General features: G+C 63.5%; 28 protein-coding genes. 15 read left to right on the forward strand and 13 right to left on the reverse strand.

Annotation, left to right across the window (positions count from 1 at the left end; genetic code table 11):
• Window position 1: 1 nt before the first annotated feature.
• Together C437_RS02970 and C437_RS02975 are read left to right on the forward strand one after the other, a co-directional pair.
• Window positions 2–196: a cold-shock protein gene (locus tag C437_RS02970; RefSeq protein WP_004515390.1), complete on the forward strand. Its 195-nt coding sequence runs from the start codon at window positions 2–4 to the stop codon at window positions 194–196.
• Window positions 197–198: 2 nt separating this feature from the next.
• Complete coding sequence (locus C437_RS02975; RefSeq protein WP_004515391.1) at window positions 199–393, forward strand: cold-shock protein; 195 nt, start codon at window positions 199–201, stop codon at window positions 391–393.
• A 128-nt stretch (window positions 394–521) separates the two neighbouring features.
• Here C437_RS02975 and C437_RS02980 read toward each other — a convergent pair whose 3' ends face one another.
• The 3 genes from C437_RS02980 to C437_RS20445 all read right to left on the reverse strand — a co-directional run bounded on the left by C437_RS02980 (window position 522) and on the right by C437_RS20445 (window position 1,753).
• Entirely contained in the window at window positions 522–1,262 is a 741-nt protein-coding gene (locus tag C437_RS02980; RefSeq protein ID WP_004515392.1) for a DUF429 domain-containing protein, read from the reverse strand.
• A gap of 108 nt (window positions 1,263–1,370) precedes the next feature.
• Window positions 1,371–1,556: a hypothetical protein gene (locus tag C437_RS02985; protein WP_004515393.1), complete on the reverse strand. Its 186-nt coding sequence runs from the start codon at window positions 1,554–1,556 to the stop codon at window positions 1,371–1,373.
• A gap of 41 nt (window positions 1,557–1,597) precedes the next feature.
• Window positions 1,598–1,753, reverse strand: a complete 156-nt coding sequence (locus C437_RS20445; RefSeq protein ID WP_004515394.1) for a hypothetical protein — start codon at window positions 1,751–1,753, stop codon at window positions 1,598–1,600.
• A gap of 74 nt (window positions 1,754–1,827) precedes the next feature.
• Between C437_RS20445 and C437_RS02990 the strand changes: the two genes are divergently transcribed.
• Together C437_RS02990 and C437_RS02995 are read left to right on the forward strand one after the other, a co-directional pair.
• Complete coding sequence (locus C437_RS02990) at window positions 1,828–2,535, forward strand: sugar phosphate nucleotidyltransferase (protein ID WP_004515395.1); 708 nt, start codon at window positions 1,828–1,830, stop codon at window positions 2,533–2,535.
• Window positions 2,536–2,607: 72 nt separating this feature from the next.
• A complete protein-coding gene (locus C437_RS02995) occupies window positions 2,608–3,201 on the forward strand; it encodes a DUF4864 domain-containing protein (protein WP_004515396.1) in 594 nt (197 codons plus the stop codon).
• Here C437_RS02995 and C437_RS03000 read toward each other — a convergent pair.
• Genes C437_RS03000 through C437_RS03010 form a run of 3 tightly spaced genes read right to left on the reverse strand, consistent with a single transcriptional unit; the run spans window position 3,198 to window position 6,530 of the window.
• Complete coding sequence (locus C437_RS03000; RefSeq protein WP_004515397.1) at window positions 3,198–4,277, reverse strand: sugar ABC transporter permease; 1,080 nt, start codon at window positions 4,275–4,277, stop codon at window positions 3,198–3,200. The two genes, C437_RS02995 and C437_RS03000, sit on opposite strands and share 4 nt — an antisense overlap.
• Window positions 4,277–5,239, reverse strand: coding sequence for a carbohydrate ABC transporter permease (locus C437_RS03005; RefSeq protein ID WP_004515398.1), 963 nt, complete (start codon window positions 5,237–5,239; stop codon window positions 4,277–4,279). The genes C437_RS03000 and C437_RS03005 overlap by 1 nt, the downstream gene beginning before the upstream one ends.
• A 10-nt stretch (window positions 5,240–5,249) precedes the next feature.
• Window positions 5,250–6,530 carry an extracellular solute-binding protein gene (locus C437_RS03010; RefSeq protein ID WP_170832124.1) on the reverse strand — a complete coding sequence of 427 codons (1,281 nt, stop codon included), beginning with the start codon at window positions 6,528–6,530 and terminating at the stop codon, window positions 5,250–5,252.
• Between the two features lie 211 nt (window positions 6,531–6,741).
• Between C437_RS03010 and C437_RS03015 the strand changes: the two genes are divergently transcribed.
• Entirely contained in the window at window positions 6,742–8,841 is a 2,100-nt protein-coding gene (locus tag C437_RS03015) for an alpha-amylase family glycosyl hydrolase (RefSeq protein ID WP_004515400.1), read from the forward strand.
• 91 nt (window positions 8,842–8,932) lie between these two features.
• A complete protein-coding gene (locus tag C437_RS03020) occupies window positions 8,933–10,099 on the forward strand; it encodes an ABC transporter ATP-binding protein (protein WP_004515401.1) in 1,167 nt (388 codons plus the stop codon).
• Window positions 10,100–10,325: 226 nt separating this feature from the next.
• On the opposite strand, the gene C437_RS03025 is transcribed toward C437_RS03020, so the two are convergent.
• Window positions 10,326–12,344: a glycoside hydrolase family 15 protein gene (locus tag C437_RS03025; protein ID WP_004515402.1), complete on the reverse strand. Its 2,019-nt coding sequence runs from the start codon at window positions 12,342–12,344 to the stop codon at window positions 10,326–10,328.
• A 172-nt stretch (window positions 12,345–12,516) separates the two neighbouring features.
• On the opposite strand from C437_RS03025, the gene C437_RS03030 reads away from it, so the two are divergent.
• Window positions 12,517–13,572, forward strand: a complete 1,056-nt coding sequence (locus C437_RS03030; RefSeq protein ID WP_004515403.1) for a TrmB family transcriptional regulator — start codon at window positions 12,517–12,519, stop codon at window positions 13,570–13,572.
• A 33-nt stretch (window positions 13,573–13,605) separates the two neighbouring features.
• Here the strand turns inward: C437_RS03030 and C437_RS03035 are convergent, their stop codons facing one another.
• The gene (locus tag C437_RS03035) at window positions 13,606–14,070 is read right to left on the reverse strand and encodes a type IV pilin (RefSeq protein WP_004515404.1); all 465 of its coding nucleotides are present in this window, start codon (window positions 14,068–14,070) and stop codon (window positions 13,606–13,608) included.
• A gap of 108 nt (window positions 14,071–14,178) precedes the next feature.
• Entirely contained in the window at window positions 14,179–15,177 is a 999-nt protein-coding gene (locus C437_RS03040; RefSeq protein WP_049919582.1) for a glutathione S-transferase family protein, read from the reverse strand.
• A 220-nt stretch (window positions 15,178–15,397) separates the two neighbouring features.
• Here C437_RS03040 and C437_RS03045 point away from each other — a divergent pair, with 220 nt between their 5' ends.
• Both C437_RS03045 and C437_RS03050 read left to right on the forward strand, forming a co-directional pair.
• The gene (locus C437_RS03045) at window positions 15,398–15,931 is read left to right on the forward strand and encodes a 50S ribosomal protein L16 (RefSeq protein ID WP_004515406.1); all 534 of its coding nucleotides are present in this window, start codon (window positions 15,398–15,400) and stop codon (window positions 15,929–15,931) included.
• Between the two features lie 244 nt (window positions 15,932–16,175).
• Complete coding sequence (locus C437_RS03050; protein ID WP_004515407.1) at window positions 16,176–16,373, forward strand: hypothetical protein; 198 nt, start codon at window positions 16,176–16,178, stop codon at window positions 16,371–16,373.
• A 59-nt stretch (window positions 16,374–16,432) separates the two neighbouring features.
• Here the strand turns inward: C437_RS03050 and C437_RS03055 are convergent, their stop codons facing one another.
• Window positions 16,433–16,864, reverse strand: coding sequence for a universal stress protein (locus C437_RS03055; protein WP_004515408.1), 432 nt, complete (start codon window positions 16,862–16,864; stop codon window positions 16,433–16,435).
• A gap of 181 nt (window positions 16,865–17,045) precedes the next feature.
• Between C437_RS03055 and C437_RS03060 the strand changes: the two genes are divergently transcribed.
• Window positions 17,046–17,909, forward strand: a complete 864-nt coding sequence (locus C437_RS03060; RefSeq protein ID WP_004515409.1) for an ATP-grasp domain-containing protein — start codon at window positions 17,046–17,048, stop codon at window positions 17,907–17,909.
• A gap of 47 nt (window positions 17,910–17,956) precedes the next feature.
• On the opposite strand, the gene C437_RS03065 is transcribed toward C437_RS03060, so the two are convergent.
• Window positions 17,957–18,343: an Hsp20/alpha crystallin family protein gene (locus tag C437_RS03065; RefSeq protein WP_004515410.1), complete on the reverse strand. Its 387-nt coding sequence runs from the start codon at window positions 18,341–18,343 to the stop codon at window positions 17,957–17,959.
• Between the two features lie 200 nt (window positions 18,344–18,543).
• Here C437_RS03065 and gap point away from each other — a divergent pair, with 200 nt between their 5' ends.
• Both gap and C437_RS03075 read left to right on the forward strand, forming a co-directional pair.
• Window positions 18,544–19,548, forward strand: coding sequence for a type I glyceraldehyde-3-phosphate dehydrogenase (gene gap, locus C437_RS03070; protein ID WP_004515411.1), 1,005 nt, complete (start codon window positions 18,544–18,546; stop codon window positions 19,546–19,548).
• A gap of 299 nt (window positions 19,549–19,847) precedes the next feature.
• Entirely contained in the window at window positions 19,848–21,053 is a 1,206-nt protein-coding gene (locus tag C437_RS03075) for a phosphoglycerate kinase (protein ID WP_170832125.1), read from the forward strand.
• Here the strand turns inward: C437_RS03075 and C437_RS20450 are convergent.
• A complete protein-coding gene (locus C437_RS20450) occupies window positions 21,050–21,193 on the reverse strand; it encodes a hypothetical protein (RefSeq protein WP_004515413.1) in 144 nt (47 codons plus the stop codon). The two genes, C437_RS03075 and C437_RS20450, sit on opposite strands and share 4 nt — an antisense overlap.
• A gap of 128 nt (window positions 21,194–21,321) precedes the next feature.
• Here C437_RS20450 and C437_RS03080 point away from each other — a divergent pair, with 128 nt between their 5' ends.
• Window positions 21,322–21,900 (forward strand): riboflavin synthase, encoded by a 579-nt coding sequence (locus C437_RS03080; RefSeq protein WP_004515414.1) that lies wholly within the window; start codon window positions 21,322–21,324, stop codon window positions 21,898–21,900.
• On the opposite strand, the gene C437_RS03085 is transcribed toward C437_RS03080, so the two are convergent.
• Window positions 21,897–22,931 (reverse strand): PrsW family intramembrane metalloprotease, encoded by a 1,035-nt coding sequence (locus tag C437_RS03085; RefSeq protein ID WP_004515415.1) that lies wholly within the window; start codon window positions 22,929–22,931, stop codon window positions 21,897–21,899. The genes C437_RS03080 and C437_RS03085 overlap by 4 nt on opposite strands.
• Window positions 22,932–23,091: 160 nt before the next feature.
• Here C437_RS03085 and pdxT point away from each other — a divergent pair, with 160 nt between their 5' ends.
• A complete protein-coding gene (gene pdxT, locus C437_RS03090) occupies window positions 23,092–23,685 on the forward strand; it encodes a pyridoxal 5'-phosphate synthase glutaminase subunit PdxT (protein WP_004515416.1) in 594 nt (197 codons plus the stop codon).
• A gap of 36 nt (window positions 23,686–23,721) precedes the next feature.
• Window positions 23,722–24,018, forward strand: a complete 297-nt coding sequence (gene hisE / locus C437_RS03095; protein WP_004515417.1) for a phosphoribosyl-ATP diphosphatase — start codon at window positions 23,722–23,724, stop codon at window positions 24,016–24,018.
• Window positions 24,019–24,040 lie beyond the last annotated feature (22 nt).

Below are 24,040 nucleotides of genomic sequence, written 5' to 3' on the forward strand. Positions count from 1 at the left end.
AATGGCGAAAGGAACGGTTGATTTCTTCAACGACACTGGCGGTTACGGTTTCATCGACACTGAGGACGCGGACGAAGACGTCTTCTTCCACATGGAAGACATCGGCGGCCCGGACCTCGAGGAAGGACAAGAGCTCGAATTTGACATCGAGCAGGCGGACAAGGGTCCGCGCGCCAACAACGTCACACGGCTCTAACAATGGCGGAAGGCACTGTCGACTTCTTCAACGACACTGGTGGTTACGGCTTCATCGAAACCGACGATGCGGACGAAGACGTCTTCTTCCACATGGAAGACGTCGGCGGCCCTGACCTCGAAGAGGGGCAGGAAGTCGAGTTCGACATCGAGCAGGCGGACAAGGGTCCGCGTGCGACCAACCTCACGCGACTGTAAGACGGCTTCTGTCTACAGTCTAGCACTATAATCACTTGTCAGCGGTCGCGGTGTACCATAGCGTACACGACAGTTCGCTGGCACGCACATAACTCACGGCGAGCGACGGTACTCGCCGGGACACGCCACTACGTGAGCAGTGGCGACGCCGCCCGATAAACGACCTCCATCAGCAGTCCCGCCGCGTCTCGCGGCGGTTCGGGTGGAAGCGTGTGTAGCTCTCCGTCACCCGGGACGGCCGTGTACGCGAGGACGACCGCGTCCAGCACGTCGTCGATGGCCACTGCCGTGCCGCCAGTCGCTTCGGCGGCCTTCTGGACTGTCGGGGCAGCGTCACGGTCGTAATGTGCGAGTATCCGCATTCGCTCGGCGTATCCCCCAGCAGTGTGCTTCGAGTAGCGAAGCGGCTCACCGGCAAAGGCCCGGAAACAGACTTCTGGGTGGGACGCCCGGATAGCGGCGGCGGCCTCGGGGAGTTCCTGCAGGAGTTCGTCGACCCGGGCGAGGCTGTCGCTGCGTTCGAACGCTCGCTCGGAGAGGTCGTGCCCGGTCTTGCGCTTGTGGACGCGATTGGCCGTCGAGTAGCGCTGTTTTCGCGTCGCTTCCCGTACCGGCGGTGTGTGGATAGCCGGACTGCGGGCACCGAGGACTGACCGGGCGAGTTCGTCACACCGGCGTTCCGGCTCGCCGGACTCGACGAGTCCAATCGGCACCCCGACCAGAATCCGGCGTGCGCGCTCGTCGTAGGCTGACCAGCACGCACCGATGCTGTCGAACACAGACGCGTGGTCGAAGCCGTCGCCAGTGAACGCGACAGCAACCCAGGAGTCGTCGCTCCGGTCGACACCGACGTACAGCGATTCCGCCATTACCTGTACTCGTTCCGACGGGCGCAAAAGTGTATCCCGAGGTGTTCGCTGTCCAACCGGTCCAGCGCTCAAGTCATCAGCTGAGGCGCTGCTTCCACCACCGAGTCGTTACGAGCGCCCGAACTTCGTGAGGTCTTGCAACGGCACCAGCCGGTGTTCCATCGCCGGCTTCGTGTAGCCGGCTGACTCCTCGGAGACGCCGCTTGTGAACACCAGCAGCTTCTGCTGGAGGACGTGGGGCACGCCGTCGTTGTCCCGGATGATGTCGACCGAGCGCCACGCTTCGTCTTCCATGCCTCAGAGTCACACACTGCTGGCACCTGTCTCTTTCCCCGCTAGTCCGGCCGGACGAATATCGTCCGGAGCCGCGCACCACAGTCCGGACAGCACAGCGTCTGCCAGCGGTCGCTGTCGAGGTCGCCAAACGTCTCCCGGCGGATCGCCTCGTCGACGCTGACCGACCGGCCGCAGGTGTCACACTCCGCAGCCATGCAGAATCTTTGCGAGCCACGGACAAAGCCCGCTCGCCCACAGGCATTTAGCCGGCCCGAGCGTGCGGCAGGATATGGATGGCGTCGTACTCGCTGCCGGCGAAGGGACGCGGCTGCGACCGCTCACCGCCGATAAGCCAAAGGGGCTGGTCGAGGTGGCCGAAAAGCCGCTACTGACACACTGCTTCGAGACGCTGCTGTCGGTCGGCGTTGACCGATTCGTGGTCGTCGTCGGATACCGCGGTGACGACATCGTATCCTACTACGGCGACCAGTACCGGGACACGCCGATAGCGTACGTCCGGCAAGACGAGCAGTTGGGACTGGCTCACGCGCTCGAACAGGCCAACTCAGCCGTCGACGGGACCTTCGTCATGCTGAACGGCGACAACATCTGTCGAGCGAACGTCGGCGACGCGCTCGACCGCCACCGCAGCAGCGACGCCAGTGCCACGCTACTGGTCGAGGCCGTGTCGCGGGCAGAGGCAAGGTCGACCGGCGTCGTCACGACAGACGAGGCGGGACGGGTGACCGGCCTCGTCGAGAAGCCGTCGGACCCGCCGTCGACGCTGGTCACGCGAGGCTTTTTTGTGTTCGAGCCGGCCATTGGTCACGCCTGTGCGCTGACATGCCCCTCCGAACGGGGCGAGTACGAACTCCCCGACGCAATCGACCTGTTGCTGAGTGCCGGTCATCGCGTCGAGGCGGTCGAACTGGAGGGGTGGTGTCACAACGTCAACGAACCGAGCGACATCGAGGCGGTCGAGGACCGACTCAGCTGACGGTGTCGACTGGGAAGCAGCGAACGGACACAGTGACAGAACACCGAAGGGGCTCCACCCCAATACAGGGGTATGACAACCGTTCGGCCGCTGGCGCTCGTCGCGCTCGCTGTCCTCGTCTCACTGGCGGGCTGTGGGGCGTTTTTCGGTGGTGGTGACTCGGCAGGGTCGGAAGCGACGATAACGCCCGCCGCCGTGCCGACGGACGAGCCGGAAGCGACGGGGACGACGGGCGAGTACTGGGGGAACGTCTCCGTCGACGCCAACAGGTCGGTTGTGACACAGCCGCGGGTCCTCGGACTGCGACCGAACTGTGAGCGGCCGCCGGGACTTGTCATCCACATTCAGGTGCTGGCGCTGCAGAACAACGACCCGGCGACGAACGAGGGCATCAACACCACCTGGCAGTTCGCGTCCCCATCGAACCGGGACCTGACGGGACCGTACTCGAACTTCGTCCGGACTATCGAGAGCGGGTTCGAGCCGCTCCTGAATGCGACGGGGGTGCGGTACGGGCCGCTCGACCGCGACGGCGATACCGCGTCACAACCAGTGACGGTCGTCGATGGGAACGGGACGACGACGAGCTACCAGTGGACGGTCGAAAAGCAGAGTGATGCTCCCTACGAGGGCTGCTGGATGACGGCGGGCGTCGCGCCGGCTTAGCCTTCCATCCCGCTGAAGGAGAGGCCACCCTCGATGTAGCGCTGGGCGAACAGATACGCCAGCATGATCGGCGAGGCGAAGGTGAGCGCGAACGCGGAGAAGCGCGCCCACGGGATGGAGTACTCGTCGACCATGGCGTACAGGCCGACCGGCAGCGTGTAGTTCTCTGTCCCGAGTAGCGTCTGGGCGACGACGAACTCCGTCCAGCCGGTGAGGAAGACGAAGATGAACACCGTCGCCAGCCCGGCCGTCGACATCGGGATGATGACCTCCGTGACGACCCGCCACGGCGGCGCACCATCGACGACGGCCGCCTCCTCGTAGGAGACGGGAATGCCGTCCATGTAGGTCTTCAGCAGCCACGTGTTGAACGGCACGGCGGTCGCCGCGTAGTACACCGCAAGGGCGAGTTTGCTGTCGTTGATACCGAACTGAACGTACAGCGCATACATTCCGATGAGCAGAGCGACACCGAGGCCGCCCCCGACTTGCGTCATCAGGACATAGAGAAACAGAACTTTCCGACGGAAGAGGAACTCACGGCGGGAGAGAGCATAGGCCGCCGGAACGATGAGCGACATTGCGATGAGGACGGTCGGAATCGCCACCATGAGACTGTTCCAGAGGAAGCGCTTGAACTCCGACGGGCGGTCGACACCGTAGTCGGAGGCGTCCAGAATTTCGATCCCCGGCGTTTGGAACACGAAGGCGAGATCGGTGAACGGGATGGCAGCGGAGATTGAGTACGACGGCACGACGAGGTCGCCGATAACCCAGATGAACGGTTTGACCGTTGGGTTAGAGGGAAACAGCGAGAAGCTCTCTGAGGTGTACAGTGAGCTCCCGGAGCCGGAGAGGGCCGCCATCAGAATCCAGTAGATGGGAAAGAGGAGTGCCAGCACCACCAGCGTCGCCCCGATAGTCGAGAGGATTACCTTCAGGACCTCCGAAGCGGGCAGCTCGCCCCGACGGACCGCCTGCACGGTATAAGACCACTTTCGGACCGTCCGCACGGGCATCGTCGCGAACGTCTTGATGTCGTCACTGAGTTTCCGTGCAATTGCGCCGAGCAACATCAGTCGTTCACCCCGTCGGCGAGCTTGCCTTTCTTGACGTTGAGCCACATGAACGCGCCGATGAACACGAGCGCGATGATGCTGATAGCCGCACCACGGCCGTACTGCTGGAACGACAGCGCCTCGCGATAGCCGTAGACGACGATGAGTTCGTTCGCCCGTGCTGGGCCGCCCTGGTTAAACACGAACGGGATGAGGAACTGCTGGAACGACGCCGCCGAGGTCAGAATCGACGCGAACAGGACCGGTCGTTTGATCGACGGGAGGGTGATGTGGGCAAAGCGTGCGAGAAAGCCCGCACCGTCGACGACGGCCGCCTCGTGGAGCTCTTCGGGCACGTCCTGCAGCGCGCTGACAGTGATGATGACCATGAACGGGTACGCCAGCCACGCCTCCGTGACGTTGTACGCGACGAAGGCGGTCCAGCGGCCCGAAAGCCACGCGACTGAACTCACTCCGAACGCGGTCAGCAGTTGGTTCATCAGCCCGAACTCGGCGGAGCTAAAGATGCCGCGCCACACCGTGATGGTGAAGATCGGCGGCAGCCCCATCGGGAAGATGATGAGCGAGCGCAGGACGCGTTTGCCGCGGACGAGGTCGCTTGTTACAATAAGCGCGATAGCCAGGCTCGCCCCGATTTTGAGCGTGACGCTCGTGGCGACGAACAGCCAGGTGACCCCGAAGGAGTTCCAGAACTGGCCGTCGGTCAATACGTCGGCGTAGTTCTCTAGGCCGACGAACAGCGCGTCACCGAACGTGAGCACGGCGACAATGCCCTCACCAGCGAACAGGTTCGCCGGTTCGGCGTTGGTAAAGGAGATCCCCAGCAGGTAGAGGACCGGGAACAGCATGAACGCCGAGAAGACGAACAGTCCCGGAAGCACTAGCAGTAACGACGCGTCGTCTCGCGTCAGAAACGGGACCGACTCAATGCGGTCCGCCGCTCGTGAAACGGTACTCATGGGTCAGTGCTCACTCCCAGTTGCTGCGGATTTCCTCGGCGGCGGTCGTCAGCGCGTCTTTGGCGCTCGAATCGCCGTTGAACGCCTCGATGAGGGCGTTCTCCAGTGGCGACCACACCTTGTTCATGCGCGGGTCGGTCGGCATCGGGACGCCCTGGCTGACGGTCTGTGAGTACGTCTGGACGTGGTCCGGGAGTTCGTCGCTGCCGACGAGGCTGTCGAGCACCGGAATCGCGCCCTGCTCTTCAGCGAGTCGCGTGGCGTGATCCTCGTTGGTGGCGAACCACTCGACGAAGTTCCGGGCGGCCGTGGCGGCGGCTCCGCCCTCGTTCATCGCGTCCGCGAAGTACCACATCGAGATGCCGGTGTACGGCGTCACCTCGCCGCCGTCGATTTCAGGGAACGTCGCCACCTCGTAGTTCAGGTCGCTCTGGTTCAGTGTCGCCAGGTACCACGGCCCGTTGACCGCGAAGGCGGCGTTGCCCTCCGAGAACGTCGCGGCCTGCGGTTCGTAGTTCGGGTCGTCGGGCATGTACGGACGGAGAGTATCGAGCGCGAACTGGAGCCCTTCGATGGCTTCGTCGGCATCCAGCCCGAGCGCCGGGTCCTGCTCCGGGTCGAAGTAGTAGCCGCCAAAGGCCTGTATCCACCCGCTGGTGAAGTACGGGTCAAACGGCGCGGCGAGCCCATACTGGCTGCTGCTCGGGTCGTGGTAGGCCTCCATTGCCGCCACCATGTCGTCGATAGTCTCAGGCGGTTCGTCGACGATATCTGCGTTGTAGATGAGCGTCACCGTCTCCGCCGAGTGCGGGAGGCCGACGACGGCGTCGTCGAACTGGACGGCCGAGGCGGCAGCATCCGTGAACTGGTCTAAGCTCACGGAGAGTGCGTCGGACTGGTCGACGACAAACTCCCGCTGGTAGTAGTCGCCGACCCAGTCGTGTGCCCACTCGAAGATCTCCGGCCCCTGGCCGGCCGGAATCGCGCTTGTGGTCTTCTTCTCCATGTTGGAGATATCCGACCCCTCGACGCCGAACTCCGTCTCGCTCTCGAAGGCCTGCATCGCGGCCTTGCGTGCAGGAATCTCCGAATCCTGCAGCTGGTACCACGCCGTCGCGGTCCCGCCGGACTGCTGACTCCCGCCGCCGGACCCATCGCCCGAACCGTCGCCGGTTGCCGTTCCCCCGTCCGAGCCGCCGCTTCCCTGCTCTTGCACGCTACAGCCAGCCAAGGCTGCAGCCGCCCCGATACCGCCGATTCGTTTGAGCACCGCCCGTCGTTCCATTGTCATTGATAGATATGGGATGAAATAGTCCTTCACAACTTAAATCATTCGGAAATCGAAGGAGACAATGATGATAGATTCCGGGGACCGACCTGTGATAGCCCCGCTGTGTGTCGGTTCAACGAAGTCGAACGTTGGCCGATAAATGAGGTAATAGTCATTCTCAAATTCAACTGGAAGCGTAACACTCACGGCACCAACCCCGCACCGTAGGCGTATGCATCACCCAGGTCCGCCGCGGTTTGTCACCGTCGGCGAATCGGTCGAACTGGCACCGCGCCAGCCCGACCCCGACATGACTGCCGAGTGGCAGTTAGTCGAGCGGCCAGCGGCAAGTACGGCGACGCTCGGCGACGGTCCGGTCTGTCACCTCGAACCAGACGCTCCGGGCGCCTACCGGGCCGAGCTAACCGCCCCTGACGGGACACACGAGCAGGTCGTCCGGGCGTTCCCGGGCGTCACCGAGACAGCACAGTTCAGCGTCACGCAAGAGGACTTCGAGCACGACGACGACACCGATGCCCTCGCTGTTGCCGACCGTGCCATCGTCATCGGGAAATTCAACGATTTCACGATGGGGACACACTGGGCTGAGCGCGAGGGCGACGAGTGGGTCATCGAGACAGACCTGCCGCCGGGAACCCACCACGCCATCTTCAGCTTCGACGGCTCCTTCGAGTCGACCGCGACCGACGAGGTCACTGTCGACGGTCCCGGCCGACCGCGGGTCGAACTCACCGGTACGACAGCAGACGGCGACCTCGTCGTCTCGGCGGACGCCCACGCGGCTCCGTCGGGGAGCGAACCGGAAGTCGAGTTCTATCTCGACGGCCGAGACGCGCTGGAAGAGTCGGCTGTGCTCATCGACGGCGACGAACTCCGGGTTCCACGGGAAGCACTACCCGGAACGGCCCGCATTCACGCGGTTGCCGTCGCCGAGCGCCACAGCGTCGCGGATACGCTGGTCGTGGAATGCGGCAGGGAAAGCGGGGAGACGGGCACAGGCAAGACGGGTTCCGTCTCGCGACCGGCAGACCCACCGTCTTGGGCCAGCGACGCCACCATCTACGAGATATTCGTCCGGTCGTTCGCCGGCGAAACCGTCGACACCACCTTCGAGGCCATCGAACGCCGAGTCCCCTATATCGAGTCACTGGGCGTCGACGTGGTGTGGCTCACGCCCGTCCAGGCGAGTCCGACCCGGCACGGCTACCACATCACGGACTTCTTCGACACTGCCGCGGATCTGGGGACGCGCGAGGAATTCGAATCGCTGGTCGACCGACTCCACGACGCAGGAATCCGAGTCGTCTTCGACCTGGTAATCAACCACAGCTCGCGGGACCACCCGGCCTTCCAGCTCCACCGGGCCGGCGTCCCCGAGTACGCCGATTACTACGAGCGAATCCCGGCGTCACAGGACGTCTCCGACGTCGATTGGGCGGGGGAGGATGCCCCGGGCTACTACTTCAACTGGACGCGGATTCCGAACCTCAACTACGACTCGCTTTCCGTCCGGCGCTGGATGCTCGACGTGGTAGACGAATGGCGCGACGTGGTCGATGGGTTCCGCTGTGACGTGGCCTGGGGCGTACCACACGGGTTCTGGAAGGAGGCCCGGGAGCGGGTGAAAGCCGACGACCCCGGGTTCCTGCTGCTCGACGAGACGGTCCCGCGTGACGCCGCCTTCGCCGAAAACGAGTTCGACGTCCACTACGACACAGACCTGTTCGACACGCTCCGCGACATCGGAACCGGCGACGAACCGGCGTCAGCACTGTTCGAAGCGCTTGACGCGACTGTCGAGCACGGCTACCCCGACCGCGCCGGCCACATGCGATACGTCGATAACCACGACGAGGACCGCTACATCGACGAGTGCGGGGGTGCGTCGCTACGGGCGGCTGTCGGGGCTACGTTTACGCTCCCCGGAACGCCGATGATATACGCCGGACAGGAACGGGGCGTCGAACAACAGCGCGGGACGATGCGCTGGCATGACGGCGACAACGCGCTGACCGACTTCCACCGGCGACTGGTAGCGCTGCGATCGGACCACGCCGCACTCCGCGCGCCCGGGGTGTATCCGGTGTCCCACACCGTCGAAACGGGCGATTCGGACAGAGTCGTCGCGTACGAGCGCACCGACGGCGACGAGACGCTGATAGTCGTTCTGCACTTCGGCGACGGCACGGTGAGTGTCTCACTGGACAGTGCAGTTGGGGACACTGACCTTCTCAGCGGTAATCCGGTCGGTAGCGACGGAACGGTTGCGGTCGAAGATATCGTCGTGTTACCGGCGGCGAGCGGCCGCTGACAGCGGCCGGTCCCACACCCGCATCGGCCCGCTAGAACTTCTATGAAAAATCCCATCAAACTTATTAGCGATGGGTGTGAGACTCTGTGTAATGGCGAGTCTCGAACTAGACGGTCTCCGCAAGGAGTTCGACGGTGGCTCCATCGTGGCGGTCGACGACATCGACCTGTCCATCAACGATGGAGAGTTCGTAACGGTCGTCGGCCCCTCGGGGTGTGGGAAGTCGACGACACTGCGGATGATTGCCGGCCTCGAACGACCGACGAGCGGCCGTATCCGCATCGGCGACGAGGACGTGACGGATGTCCACGCCCGCAAGCGCGACGTGGCGATGGTGTTTCAGAACTACGCGCTGTACCCGCACAAGTCCATCCGGCAGAACATGGCGTTCGGTCTTCGGATGAGTACGGACCTCTCAAAAGCGGAACGGCAGGAGCGAGTCACTGAGACGGCCGAGATGATGGGCATCGGCGACCTGCTTGATGACACGCCGGACCAGCTCTCCGGCGGACAGAAGCAGCGAGTCGCGCTCGGGCGCGCTATCGTCCGGGAGCCGGACGTGTTCCTCTTCGACGAGCCGCTCAGCAACCTCGACGCGAAGCTCCGGACGACGATGCGGACGGAGATACAGCGCCTGCAAGAAGAACTCGGAATCACGGCCGTCTACGTCACCCACGACCAGGAGGAAGCTATGACGATGGGCGACCGCATCGTCATCCTCAACGACGGAAAACTCCAGCAGGCCGGCCAGCCAAAGACGGTGTACGAGAACCCGACGAACCAGTTCGTCGGCGGCTTCGTCGGCTCACCCTCGATGAATTTCCTCGACGTGACCGCGGAGCCAGTCGGCGACGGCGTGCGCCTCACCGGCGTGAACAATGAGTTCGCGTATGACCTCACGGGCGGCCGTGCCGGTTCGTTCGGAGATATCCAGCGCGGGTCGTACGTGCTGGGTGTCCGACCGGAACACGTTTCGGTCAGCAGTGGTGGCGAACAGAATGCCGTCCCGGCGACAGTCGACGTGCTCGAACCCATCGGCAGCGACAATTACCTCTATCTCGATCTGGGCGGATCGAAAACCGGGTTCGAGGGCGACAGTGCACCGGATTTCATCGCCAGAGTGAGCACCGACGTGGAGCCGGCCATCGGCGAGCAAGTTCGTGTGTCGTTCGACGAATCCGCCGTCCACCTGTTCGACCCGGAGACCGGCGAGGCAGTTACGGCCGGCGAGGACGCGCCCGTTGCAACGCCACAGTAGGGCCATAGCCAGTGACTCACGGTCAGGCGTAGTCGCTGTTTTCGACTCGTTATAGACCGCCTACGGCCATCCACGACGTTGTCCACCGTCAAGCATCCCGGTCTATCTAAAACGGTTACTCGCAGGCGCCCGGTTACTCATACTGTTGGACGTAACTTCGTGAAGATCTTCGCTACTCCGGGGTGGCGAAGTTCTTGAAAGGCTTACGTCCGACAGTATCAGCAGTTTACTCGCGGACGCTCAGCGGCTCGGCAGTGAGCTCCCCGGTGTCAGCGAGGTGGGCCACAGTTGCCAGCCGGAGCGCGTGGGGCCAGCCGAGCGGCGTGCCACAGTCCGGCGTCCCGTCGTCGAACAGTTGCTCGGGGAGATAGCCGCTGGACTGGACGAGCGAGCCACCGGGAAGAATCTCGTCCAGCAGATCACGGGACCGGGCGTAGGCCGCCGCCGCCCGGCTGTCGTCGGCAGCACGTAGAAGCGCACCCAGTTGAGCGGCGCTGTTTGCGCCCCATGCCGTCGAGACGGTCCAGATTTTTTCGCGGTCTTGCGAGCCACGCCGCCAGTCGTCGCCCTCGAAGCGGATGAGGCCGCGGATGTCGCCGGTGTCCCGTTCCAGCCCGTCGAGTGTCGTCTCGACGTGGGTCCAGAGCCGGTCGAGGGTCTTCGCCGGCAGGTCGATGCTCTTGGCGGCGACGCGACAGGCCGCAGGGAGGGCCAGCGTCGCGGAGTCCAGCCGGTCATCGATTGCGCCGTCGTGTTCGCGGAGGGCGTAGCAATCACCGGTCCAGAGTGCATCCAGCGCCGACAGCATCGTTTTAGCCTGTGCTCGGGCGTGGTCCCGGAGCGTGGCACAGACGGGCGCGCGGGCGACGGCCGCGTAGGCGTGCAAGAAGGTCGCAGCGGTGTGCGTGAACCGGCCCTGCATGTTCTCCCATGCGTTCTGGCAAGCGATGGGGAGGCCGTCGTCGCCCAGTGTGTCGTCGATGCTCTCGACGGCGCGCCCAAGTGTGGCTTCGATTCGGTCCGAGTCTGCCGGCTCGCCGGTCCGGAGGAACGTCGCGAGGAAAGTAGCGACGCTCGCGGTCTGGTCGGCCTGATAGTCCGCGTCGGAGCCGCTTTCGAGTCGGGCGTTCGCCCAGCCCGGCGCGAGCGTCTCGTCGCCGGGCCAGACGCGGTGGGGCCAGCTCCCGTCCGGCTGCTGAGTGCGACAGTAGAATTCGGCGGAGCGCCGGTGCCAGGAATCGAGCCCGAGGTCGAACGCCGAGTCGGCTTCAAGCAGGAACGCCGAGATCTCAGCGTCGTCACGGAACCATGTGTAGCCATAGCCGCCAGAGGTGACGTAGTACGGGTCGAAGTCCGGCGCGGCGATTCTAGCCCCGTTTGCGGCCGATAGCAGCGAGAGGACGCGGAGGTCGGCCACGACGCTCTCGCGGCTCGGCGTGTCAGCGGGTACGACCCATCGCCGCTGTGCCTGTCCCGCTTCAAGCAGCGTCTCCGAGGTGTAGTGGTCGCTCACCAGCCGGTCGATAGTCGATAGCGCCGCGTCACGGTCGATATCGTTGGTGTCCGTCAGCAACGTCGCCAGCGTGACGCCGCCGTCGACGAACGGCGCGGCCAGCACGACGCCGCCGGTCAGTGTCGTGTCCTCGTACCGCCGCGCCCCGGTAGCCCGAGGGAACGAAACCGGGTCGTCGTCAACGAGTTCGGGGAATCGCTCGGGAATCTGTCCACGGACGGTGTCGAGTTCGGTGGAGACGCCGGCAAAGTCGTGTTCGGACCGGTGGTAAGCCTCGATGGTGTTTCCGTGCATCAGGAGGCTCTGCTGGCCGTCCCGCCCGTCCGGTGCGAAGTCGAGGAACGCCCGCAGCGACACCCTCTCGGGCGCGTCGCCGCGGAGTTCGAACCGGGTGACGTGGGCCTGCTCGATGGTGCGGTCCGTCTGGACGACGGCCCAGTCGCCACAGTCGTGGACTGTCTCGACAACACCGGTGTCGCCGCGATATCGCTGGTCGGTGTTGGGCCCGAACCACGTCTTCGAGTCCGCCTCGACGCCGAACCGCGAGCGGTCGATACCAGTGAGCCCACACAGCGGATAGGAGTAGTCCCGCAGCGAGCCATCGCTGTCGACATGCACCAACCGGCCGTCGAGTCCGGAGAACATGCCCGTCGTAGAGCGGAACTCGCCCGGGAACTGATGGCGGCGGTCCCGCGTCCGCTTGAAGTCGTTGAGTGCCGTCCGGAGCGTCATTGGAGAGAGACACCACTGCAGGGGATATAAAATATGGTGTAATAGTTTTTCATTCTTGTGACCGCCGGCGCGAGACGGTCGACGGTACGTCCCCCGCCGGCGGCTCCAAGGCATTTCCGGGCTACACAGCACCGAAACACAGTTATCCGCCGCCCGTACCAGATGTGAACAGATGGACGATTCGACTCTCAGGGATAGGCTGGGGCAACTGGGCCTGTCGGAGAAGGAAGTCGACACGTACCTGTCGATTCTCGGCAGCGGCGAGGCCACAGCCAGCGAAATCGCCGACGACACCGGCGTCTCCAAACGGTACGTCTACAGCATCAGCGAATCGCTCGAAGACCGCGGGTTCGTCGAGGTCAACGACCACGTCGTGCCCACGACGATACGCGCCCGGCCGCCCGAGGAAGTCATCGACGCGCTGACCGACCAACTCGAAGAGATGGGCGGGGCGCTCGACTCCCGGTACTCCGCGAGCGCGCGGGAACCCCAGCAGTTCGACGTCATCAAGTCGCGGGTGACAGTCATCAAGCGGCTCACCGAGTACATCAGGAACGCGGAGCGCGAGATTATGCTGTCGGTGCCCCAGCAGTACCTCCCGGAGATATCGGGAGAGCTAACCGCGGCCGTCGACCGCGGCGTCCTCGTGATGCTGGTCGTCAGCAGCGCCGACGGCATAGTTCCCGAGGACGTGAGCGGGCTGGCCTCTGTCACCCGGTCCTGGGACCAGCCGATGCCGATAATGCTCACCGTCGACGCCCAGTTCGGCCTCGTCTCACCGACCGAAATGGTGATACGCACCAACTCCGACCAGCGCGCAATCGCCTTCGTCCAGCAACAGCTCGTCCCCGTGCTGTCGGGGTCGTTCCTCGGCAACTACTGGCTGATGGCCACCGAGGAAACCGTCGCCGACCCGACCACGCTCCCGGCCACCTACCACGACTTCCGTCACGCCGTGCTTCAGGCGACGCTGCACCTGCGCGCCGGCCACGACATCCACGTCTCCGCGGGCGTGCGGGCTGTACAGGCCGACGACGACACCACGACCACCATCGAGGGGACCGTCGTCGAGACGAAACAGGGGCTCGTCGAGCCGGGGACCAACTCCTACCCTATCGAACACACGCTGATCGTCGATATCGGCGACCGGACTGTCTCGCTGGGCGGCCCCGGGTCGTTCATCGAAGACTACGAGACCGACGAGGTTACGCTCTCACAGCCGGAGTAACGGACGCCGTCCCGCCGACGCGAGCCGAGCGGCTCAGTTACGCTGGCTCGGGTCCGGCCAGCGGTAAATGACGTACGTTTCCGACTCCGGTTCGTCCGCAGGATTCCAGACCAGGCGAAGCGTCGCGTCGCGCAGGTCCAGAGCTGTCCCGCTACCGGTGAACTGCCCCTGATGTATCGTAATTTTCGTCCCCGACGTAATCCGCGTCGAGGCCTGTTGTATCGGGTCGGTGTCCAGTGTCACGTCGCTGCCGTCAGCTCGCTTGGCACCGGAGACGACAACGGTGAGGTTGTCCCTGTAGACGGTTTCACCGCTTTTGAAGCTGAGGTTCAGGTACTCTCCGTTGCCGGTGGTTCGCTCGCTGTAGTCGGCCACGATTGCGACCTGCGGTGCCTGTGTGGGTCGTTGCTCGCTGAAGCCGAGCGCGAACACACCGATGGTGGCAGCGAGAATTGCGGCAATTCCGACGAGAATAACTACCCCGATGACTGGGCTCACGGCCCGACTTCGCCCATCTACCCGACTCATTGGCCACAGGTGGGAACTGGGTATATAAAAGGAGCAGTGTCGACTCAGCGTTCGATATCTGACAGCGATACCACCCGGTTACGCTGTCGGGAACAGCGTCTCGGGGAGGTCGCCCGGCAGTTCGTCCCGGTGGTGGTCGGCCTCGAAGTCGGGGTCGGGACCCATCGGAACGATACGCTTCGGGCTCACGTCGGGGTGCGTGGTGTAGTAGTGTTCCGTGATGTGGTCCATATCGACCGTCTCGGCGACGCCGGGAAGCTGGTAGAGGTCCCGGAGGTACGGCCAGAGGTTGTCGTACTCGCGGATGAGCTTGTGGTTGCACATGAAGTGGGTGTGATACACTTCGTCGAAGCGAACGAGCGTCGTGAACATACAGATGTCTGCCTCAGTCAGGCGGTCGCCGGCGAGGAAGCGCTGGTCTTCGAGCACGGCGTCCCAGTGGTCCAGAGCATCGAACAGTTCTTCGACAGCCTCGTCGTAGGCCGACTGGCTGTCGGCGAACCCACTGCGGTAGACGCCGTTGTTGATGGGCTCGTAGATGTCGTCGATGATGCGGTCGACCTCGTCCTGATAGCCCTCGGGGTAGAGGTCGACGTCGTTGGTCGACACATCGTCGAACTCCGTGTCGAGCATCCGGAGGATCTCCCTGGACTCGTTGTTGACGATGGTCTCTTCTTGCTTGTCCCACAGTACCGGGACCGTCACGCGACAGGTCGCGTCAGGGTCGGCTTCGACGTAGACCTCACGGAGGTAGTCCGACCCGTTGACCGTATCCGGCGTACAGCCCGCCTTCTCGGGCGTGAACTGCCAGCCGTCCTCACCGCGATACGGGTCGACGTAGTCGACGGTAATGGCGTCTTCGAGCCCCAGCAGCTTCCGGGCGACCAGAATCCGGTGGGCCCACGGACAGGCCCGGCAGGCGTACAGGTGGTACCGGCCGGCCTCGGGCTGAAACCGTGCGTCGGGGTCGTCCTCAATCCGGCCCCGGAAGGTCGTGTCCTGCCGGTCGAAGGCCCCGTCCTCGTTCGTTGTTTCGTACGCGTCGGTCCGCCATTCGCCGTCAACGAGCATATTCATCGGTACCATTTGTAGGCGCGCGAAGCCTAAAAGAACGCGGTGACAGCGGTGTTACCGGGGTCGTACCGGTATTCTCCAGACGACTGGGAACAGCTACCCGGCCACCACAGCGACGGTCAATTTTGGACCGTTCGGGGTTGTGTGAGACACCACGGCACGCCGCCGGGCGGGTTCGAAGCCCTTATTGGGCCGCTCGGCGACGTATTCTCCAAGAGTACCTATGTCGGACAAACCCGCCTCAATGTACCGGGACATCGACAAGCCCGCGTACACCCGACGCGAATACATCACAGGCATTCCCGGTTCAAAGATCGCACAGCACAAGATGGGCCGCAAACAGAAGGACGCCGACGACTACCCCGTCCAGATCAGCCTCATCGTCGAGGAGACCGTCCAGCTCCGCCACGGCTCGCTGGAGGCCTCCCGCCTGTCGGCCAACCGCCACCTCATCAAGGAGATCGGCGAAGAGGGCGACTACAAGATGACGCTGCGGAAGTTCCCCCACCAGGTCCTGCGCGAGAACAAGCAGGCGACCGGTGCCGGGGCCGACCGTGTCTCCGACGGGATGCGCGCTGCCTTCGGGAAGATCGTCGGGACCGCCGCCCGCGTTCAGGCCGGCGAGCAGCTGTTCACCGCCTACTGCAACGTCGAAGACGCAGAGCACGTCAAGGAAGCGTTCCGTCGTGCCTACAACAAGATCACGCCCTCCTGCCGCATCAAGGTCGAGCGTGGCGAAGAACTGCTGATCGCGTAACTCGGCCACCAACGTCTTCTGGCCGTTCATAGCACTCGGCAAAGAGCAACTGCTCGCGTCACTCGGACAGCAGCGGTCCCCCGCCGTTCGTACGGCAGACCGACCGCCCCAGCTTCGTTTGTATCCGCCGCTGGAAAAGTATCGAGTGACGTCTCTGTCGGTGAGTAACTGAACGCAATCGCTTTCTTGAGTTGTGCTACCAACACCCAGAATACTCTTGCCCCCATCCAACGTAGTTCGACGTATGGTACTCCGACTCGCACTCCTGGCCCTCGGCGTTCTCGAACTACTCCGGCCCCGGAAAGTCGTCAACTTCTGGATGGGGCTCGCAACGACAGATACCGACGAGATAGACCTTCGTCCGTGGGTGTACACTGCCGCCCGCGTCGAGGGCGCGCTCCTCGTGTTGTGGGTACTCCGGCGGCGTCGCACCAGCGGGTGACTCGCCAGGCCGGTTGTGAAACGGCCCGGGCACCACACGACCGGTACTGCTGGCAGTTGCTACGTATCGCCGGACAGCCTGACAGTCAACACCGGTGTGTCTGCCGTCCGAACGACCTTCTCAGTGACGCTCCCCAGTAGAAACCGATCCAGACCAGTCCGGCCGTGGGTTCCCATGACGATCATGTCGACGCCCGTAGTCTCGGCGTAGTCGATAATCTCCTCGTACGGGTCGCCCATGCGGTGCTCGGCGACAACAGCCGCGCCGTGGTCGGCGATATCGTCGACAGTCTCATCGATGACCTGTTCGGTCTGTTCCTGCAGCGATTCGATGGTCGTTGCTTCTGCCGCAGCGCTCCCGAGATACGTCGAGTCGACGACAGAGAGCACGTGAATCGTCGCGTCGTGCGTCGCTGCCAGTTCGAGTGCGTGTGCAAGCGCCTCGTCCGCGCCGTCACTCCCGTCCGTCGGGAAGAGAATGTCGTCGTACACGTATGACCCGTTTTCCCGCAGCGTACTTAGTATTTGTCTGACAATTTCTCTAATCAGTGTGTATTCATCGATTATACACTGTGGTTGGCGGCAAACAGTGCGCAATACCGAACAGAGTTCGGTCAGCGTGTATCGAAAGCGGCTGCGAGCGTGTTTTATTCCTTCAAGACAACTACACGCTATGCACAGGCTGGCCGTCGCCACGAACGCCGAGACCTTCAAGCGGATGCAGCAGCCGCTGGCGGCCCGGGACATCGAGGTGGGCCACGTCGAGACGGCCGAGCGGACACTGGCGCTGGGCGAGAGTCCCTTCGCCGAGTACGACGTAGGCTTCGTCTACCCCTCCCGAATCATGGAGGGAGCAGTCGCCGACGCCCTGCTTGACGTGCCGTGGGTCAACGACCGCGAGGCTATCCTCCGCTCGCGGAACAAGGCCGACGTGCTGGCGCGTCTCGGCCAAGCGGACGTGTCCGTCCCTGAGACTGTGGTCGTGTCGAACCCGGCGAGCGAGGCCGAGCTGACCGCGGCGTTCGAGCGGTTCGACCCACCCGTGGTCGTGAAGCCGAACTCGACGACCCGCGGTGTCGGCGTCGCAAAGGCCCACGATCTGGACTCGTTTCTCGGCATCGTCGACTATCTGGATCTGGTCCACGACTACCGCGCGGTCGGCGACCAGTCGTTTCTTGTTCAGGAGTACATCGCCGACGCCACAGACTACCGCGTGATGGTCATCGACGGCGAGTACGTCGGCGCGGTCGAGCGCCGCCTCCCCGAAGCGAGCCGCGAGCAGGGCCGGTGGAAGCACAACGTCCACCGTGGGGCTGAGGCCGAAGGGCAGGAACTGCCGGCAGCGTTGCGCGAACTGGCCGAAGACGCGGCCGAGACACTGGACATCCCGTACCTCGGCGTCGACCTGCTGGTGACCGAAGGCCGCGCAGTAGTCAACGAAACGAACGCCCGACCGACAATCGACTCGGCGACGAAGTACGAAGACGGCTTCTGGGATGATCTCGCGGCGTTGATACGGCAAACCGCGGAGCGGTAGCGAAGGGAGTGCGCTGTTCTCGCGTACCAACAGCAAGAGCGTGCGCGCTACAGTTCGATGTCGGCGGAGTCTTCTTCAGGGTCGAAGGTGACCTCGAGGATACCGTTGTTGTACGTCGCGGCGGCGGAGTGCTCGTCGACACGGGTCGGCAGCGTCAGTCGTTCGTGGTACTCGCGCTCTGGACTTTCGGCGTTGATCGTGAGGACAGACCCGTCACACTTGAGGTCGATTGCGTCCTTGTCGACACCCGGAACGTCGGCGACGACCCGAATCTCCTCGTCGGTTTCGTGAACATCGACGTGGAGGTCGGCCCCGCCGCCACCGGTGTCCCGGTCAATGTGAACGTCGCCTTCGGCCCCCATCATCTCGTCCATCATCCGCTCTATTTCCCGAAAGAACTCGTCGAACGGGTCGTCACTGTCATCGCGTCTCATTCCTATCGGTCAGTACGTCCGTCCGTTTCAAAAGCCTTCGGACGAATCTAGTATCTGCCAACAGCTACCATCGAGGGGCATCATCAGCCGAGATAGCACCCTCACTATTAATCATTCGAGCTCGAACACGCATAAACAAACACAAATTTACAACAAATCCGAAAACACTTTACACTGACCGACTGCCTCTCTAGACACCAATGAGTGAGCCAGTCCGCGTCGGCCTCAACGGCTTCGGCCGTATCGGCCGCAACGTATTCCGCGCATCGTTACACAGCGACGACGTCGAGATCGTCGGTATCAACGACGTGATGGACGATTCGGAGATCGACTACTTCGCCCAGTACGACAGCGTCATGGGCGAACTCGAAGGGGCAAGCGTCGACGACGGCGTCCTCACGGTCGACGGCACCGACTTCGAAGCGGGCATCTTCCACGAGACCGACCCCACACAGCTCCCGTGGGACGACCTCGACGTTGATGTGGCATTCGAAGCGACCGGCATCTTCCGCACCAAAGAGGACGCGAGCCAGCACCTCGACGCCGGGGCCGACAAAGTCCTCATCTCCGCGCCGCCGAAGGGCGACGAGCCGGTCAAACAGCTCGTCTACGGCGTCAACCACGACGAGTACGACGGCGAAGACGTCGTCTCGAACGCCTCCTGTACGACCAACTCCATCACGCCGGTGGCGAAGGTCCTTGACGAGGAGTTCGGCATCAACGCCGGCCAGCTGACCACGGTTCACGCATACACCGGCTCCCAGAACCTGATGGACGGCCCGAACGGCAAGCCCCGCCGTCGCCGCGCCGCCGCCGAGAACATCATCCCGACCTCGACCGGTGCCGCGCAGGCGGCCACAGAGGTCCTGCCCGAACTTGAGGGCAAACTCGACGGAATGGCTATCCGCGTTCCGGTGCCGAACGGCTCTATCACCGAGTTCGTCGTCGACCTCGACGACGACGTGACGGAAAGCGATGTCAACGCCGCCTTCGAAGACGCCGCCGCCGGCGAACTCGAAGGCGTGCTGGGCGTTACGAGCGACGACGTCGTCTCCTCGGACATCCTCGGGGACCCGTACTCCACGCAGGTCGACCTGCAGTCGACGAACGTTGTCTCCGGGATGACGAAGATTCTCACCTGGTACGACAACGAGTACGGCTTCTCGAACCGGATGCTCGACGTGGCCGAGTACATCACGGAGTAAGCGCTGAAACGGTTTGGGACGCCAGTAAAGTTTATAATTATTATTCGCTAAGAATAGGGCACACATAGAGTCCGAACCAGCACCTGACCCCTGTTCGGCTCTGTGTGTCGACACAGGCCCGTTTTCCCAGCCGGCGTGCTGTGTCCCGGCGCCGGCTGTGTACGGCGCAGGTGTCCCCACCACTCTCCGACCCCATTTTTTACGTTGGCAGCAAGGCAGACCGCAGTGTTACCCCCAGCAGGTCGCTCGCTGTTCGGACTCGGAAACCGTTAAGCGGGCGGCAGGTTTCCTCTCGAATGATGACTTTCCAGACGCTCGATGACCTCGACGATGGACAGCGCGTCCTCGTCCGACTCGACCTCAACTCACCGGTCGAGGACGGCACAGTACAGGACAATCGACGGTTCGACCGCCACGCGGAGACTGTCAAGGAACTCGCTGACCGGGGGTTCGAGGTCGCAGTGCTGGCCCATCAGGGCCGCCCGGGCCGCGACGACTTCGTCTCGCTCGACCAGCACGCCGACATCCTCGCCGACCACATCGACCGCGACGTGGATTTCGTCGACGAGACCTACGGGCCACAGGCGATTCACGATATCGCCGACCTCGATAGTGGCGACGTGCTCGTTCTGGAGAACACGCGGATGTGTGACGACGAACTGCCCGAGGAAGACCCCGAAGTGAAGGCCCAGACGGAGTTCGTCAAGACGCTGGCCGGGGAGTTCGACGCCTACATCAACGACGCCTACTCCGCGGCCCACCGCTCGCACGCCTCGCTCGTGGGCTTCCCGCTCGTGATGGATGCCTACGCCGGTCGCGTGATGGAGACCGAGTACGAGGCCAACACCGCCATCGCCGAGAAGGAGTTCGACGGGCAGGTGACGATGGTCGTCGGCGGGACGAAGGCCACCGACGTCATCGACGTGATGACCCACTTAGACGAGAAGGTCGACGACTTCTTGCTTGGCGGTATCGCCGGGGAACTGTTCCTGCGGGCCGCCGGCCACCCAGTCGGCTACGACATCGACGACGCGAACCTCTACGACGAGCAGTGGGAGGCAAACAGTGAGAAGATCGAGTCCATGCTCGAAGACCACCGGGACCAGATTACCCTCGCGGTCGACCTGGCCTACGAGGACGAGAACGACGACCGCGCCGAGCAGGCCGTCGACGACATCGACGAGAAAAGCGTCTCGTACCTCGACGTGGGCAGCGAGACCCTCATGGAGTACTCGCCGATCATCCGCGAGTCCGAGGCCGTCTTCGTGAAGGGCGCGCTAGGGATGTTCGAAGACGAACGGTTCTCGGTCGGGACTGCCGGTGTGCTCGAAGCCATCGCCGACACCGACTGTTTCTCCGTCGTCGGCGGCGGCGACACCTCACGCGCTATCGAGATGTACGGGATGGAAGAAGACGAGTTCGGCCACGTCTCCATCGCTGGCGGGGCCTACATCCGGGCGTTGACCGGCGCACAACTGGTCGGCGTCGAAGTCCTCCAGCGCTAACTGCGGCCTTTCGTCTCGGCGTGTCGCAGGTCCCAGTCGTTGCGTTCGTCGGGAACGTCGACGATCCGCCGCGTCTCGGTCGACTCCGTCCGTGCGTGGCGGGCAGTCCAGTCGTGGTCAGCGTCGGGCGTGGCTGCCATACACTGCGTTACCAGCGGCGAGGGTAAATTCCTTCTGTCCAGAGTGTGTAAGTAATTACTCGATTCCGAGTCTATATTACGTCTCCGGGAAGCGAAGTGCTTTCCGCCAGCCGCGACGTATCTGGAGTATGTTCACCGGAATCGTCGAGACGACCGGCGAGGTGCAGGCAGTCATCGATGACGAAGGCGGGCGTCGCATGCGGATCGGCGCGCCGTTCGAGGGACTCGACCACGGCCAGTCGATCAGCGTCAGCGGCGTCTGTCTCACCGTCGAGAAGGCGGCCGACGGCGAGTGGTTCGAGGTGTTTCTCGCGCAGGAAACCCTCGCCCGGACGTTCTTCGACGACCTCGACGGCGGTGACCGGGTGAACCTCGAACGGGCAATGCCCGCCGACGGCCGGTTCGACGGCCACATCGTGCAGGGCCACGTCGACACGACAGCCGAGGTTGTCGGTATCGAACAGGAGGGCGAGGACTGGACGTTCACGTTTTCCCTCCCGGAGGCCCACCGGGACTATCTGGTACAGAAGGGGTCGATAACGGTCGACGGCATCAGCCTGACCGTCGCCGACCGGCGCTCCGAGGAGTTCGACGTGGCGATCATCCCGACGACGTACGCCGAGACGACGCTGTCAGAGAAGTCGGTCGGCGACCCGGTGCATCTGGAGGTCGACGTGGTCGCGAAGTACGTCGAACAGTTGGCTTAAGGGTCGAACTCGGTCTGCTCCGGGCGAAGCGCAGTCTCGTCCGGGTCCTCGTGAGCACGGTTGTACGCCTGCCGATAGGCGTGAATCTTCTTGAGCAACAGCAGGCCGAAGATCGAGTCGTACACGATAACGAATCCGAAGAACGCGACGAGGAAGTCGACGTTGTATATCGTGGCCGCGATGGCGGTGACCGGGCCGGCCAGCGTGTTGTAGACGGCGTGGATGAGCGAAGCAATGATCAGTCCCTTCAGGACGATGGGGCCAGAATCGTCCGGGTTGAATTTCGCCAGCCCGAGATAGTAGCCGGCGAACGCCGAGTAGATGACGTGGCCTGGCCCGGCGAGCGCTCTGACCGCAGTGATATCGCTGCTGGCGGCGAGTAACTCCACTGTCCCGCCGACCATTTCGGTGTTCTGAGTGATGTACAGCGCGTTCTCGATGGTCGCAAAGCCAAGGCCGGCGATAGCCCCGTACACCGCACCGTCGACGACGGCGTCGAAGCGGTTGTCGCGGAAGGCGTACAGGCGCACCGCCAGCAACTTTACCGTCTCTTCGACGGGCCCGACGATGAGGAAGAAGAAGAACACCTGGCCGAGAAACGGTACCAGGCCGAACCCGGAGCCGATAGCCTGAATCGGTGCGCCAAGGAACCCATTGAGAATACCGGCAAAGCCGGCGAACAGCACGCCGAGGAGGAACGTTCCCACGAGCAGCGTCAGCGGTTCCTGCGTGGTCACGTCGGCGTAGTAGATGTACGCCGCGAGGCCGAGGGCCGGCACGGCCGAAAGGATAGCCATCCCGGCAAACAGGGGCTGGTCGCCAAGTGCGCCAAGGCTCCCGAACGCGACCTGCAGGAGGAGAATCGCGATCGCTGTAATAACGACTAGATACCGCAGCGTCCGTATTCCGATGTGGTAGAGCCAGTGGGCGAACCGGTCCAGCCTCGACCGGGGCTCCCAAGTCGATATCTCATAGAGGTCTGCCGACCCGTCCGCGTTTACCTCGACCGGGTCCTGCCGTCGCTTTCCCATGTGCCACGTCTACAGTCCGTCTCACCTAACCGTTTGGTTCGGTTATATCCGAGCGAGCACTGGGTGGCGGGGCGGCTGACACTGTGCTCAGTCAGGACCGCCGGAACGGACACTTGCAGGAGACGAGAGGCTTTTCGCACGGGGCCACCAACAGAGAGATATGACGCTACGCGCGGGTGTACTCGCGGTTCAGGGCGATGTCTCTGAACACGGGGACGCAATCGAGCGGGCAGCAGCGGCCCACGACCAGACCGCGGAGGTCGTCGAGATACGCGAGGCAGGGCTGGTCCCGGACTGCGATGTCCTGTTGTTACCGGGGGGAGAATCGACCACGATTTCGCGGCTTATCCACCGGGAAGACATCGCGGAAGAGATCGAGTCGCACGTCGAAGCCGGCAAGCCGGTGCTGGCGACGTGTGCCGGGCTCATCGTCAGCGCGACCGACGCACAGGACGACCGCGTCGATACGCTGAACATCATCGACGTTTCCGTCGAACGCAACGCCTTCGGGCGACAGAAAGACAGCTTCGAAGCCCCGCTTGATGTTGACGGTCTCGAGGACTCGTTCCCGGCGGTGTTCATCCGGGCCCCGGTCATCGACTACGTGGGCGATGACGTCGAAGTGCTGGCGACGTGGGACGACCGCCCGGTCGCGGTCCGTGATGGTCCCGTTGTCGGGACATCGTTCCATCCCGAGCTGACTGAAGACCCACGCATCCACGATCTGGCCTTTTTCGACTCCGTGGAGTCGTAGCGACGGCCTGAAGGCCCCGCTGGCCGAACGGCGGCTATGAGCGACGACACCGCCGACGTTATCGACGAACTGTTCGCTGTCATCGAGGACCGCAAGGCGAACCTTCCCGACGACTCCTATACGGCGTCGCTGTTCACCCACGAGAAGGGCGAAAACGCCGTGCTAGAGAAGCTCGGCGAAGAGACGACAGAGCTGATTCTGGCAGCCAAAGACGACGACCGCGAGGAGCTAGCCCACGAATCAGCCGACATCGTCTATCACCTGCTCGTCCTGCTGTCGATGAAGGAGATGGATGTCGACGATTTGCGGGCGGAACTGGCGAAACGACGGTAAGTTCTCCTCGTCAGAGAGAGGC

Source organism: Haloarcula vallismortis ATCC 29715 (assembly GCF_000337775.1).
GTDB lineage: Archaea > Halobacteriota > Halobacteria > Halobacteriales > Haloarculaceae > Haloarcula > Haloarcula vallismortis.